Source organism: Streptococcus sp. HMSC36C04 (genome assembly GCF_001839535.1).
GTDB classification, from domain to species: domain Bacteria; phylum Bacillota; class Bacilli; order Lactobacillales; family Streptococcaceae; genus Streptococcus; species Streptococcus hominis.
Window position 1 is genome coordinate 43,540 of the sequence record NZ_KV841600.1, and the last position, 342, is coordinate 43,881.

General features: G+C 46.5%; 1 protein-coding gene. It reads left to right on the plus strand.

The features are described 5' to 3' along the window. Nucleotides 1-342: GBS Bsp-like repeat-containing protein (locus tag HMPREF3249_RS06805; RefSeq protein ID WP_180363198.1), on the plus strand; the 342-nt coding region annotated here is incomplete at both ends.

The window sequence follows — 342 nt, forward strand, 5'->3', positions numbered from 1 at the left end:
GTCAAGGCGGTCAAGATGACATCATCTGGTACGACGCTGCTAAGCAAAATGACGGCACCTATAAGTTGAGTGTGGACATTCGTCGTCATAAAAATAATCGTGGCGAGTACAACATTCACATGTACTATGTTCAGTCGGACAGTAGTTTGCAGGGTGTAACGGGTACTACGACTAAGGTGGAAGAACCCAAATACAGCGTGACTGGCACGATTCACATTGAAAACAAGACTTCGCAAGGTTTTGATGTGGTGGTGACGAATGTCAGCTCGACCAAGGGTGTGAAGACAGTGAAGTTGCCTATTTGGTCTAGTCAAGGCGGTCAAGATGACATCATCTGGTACG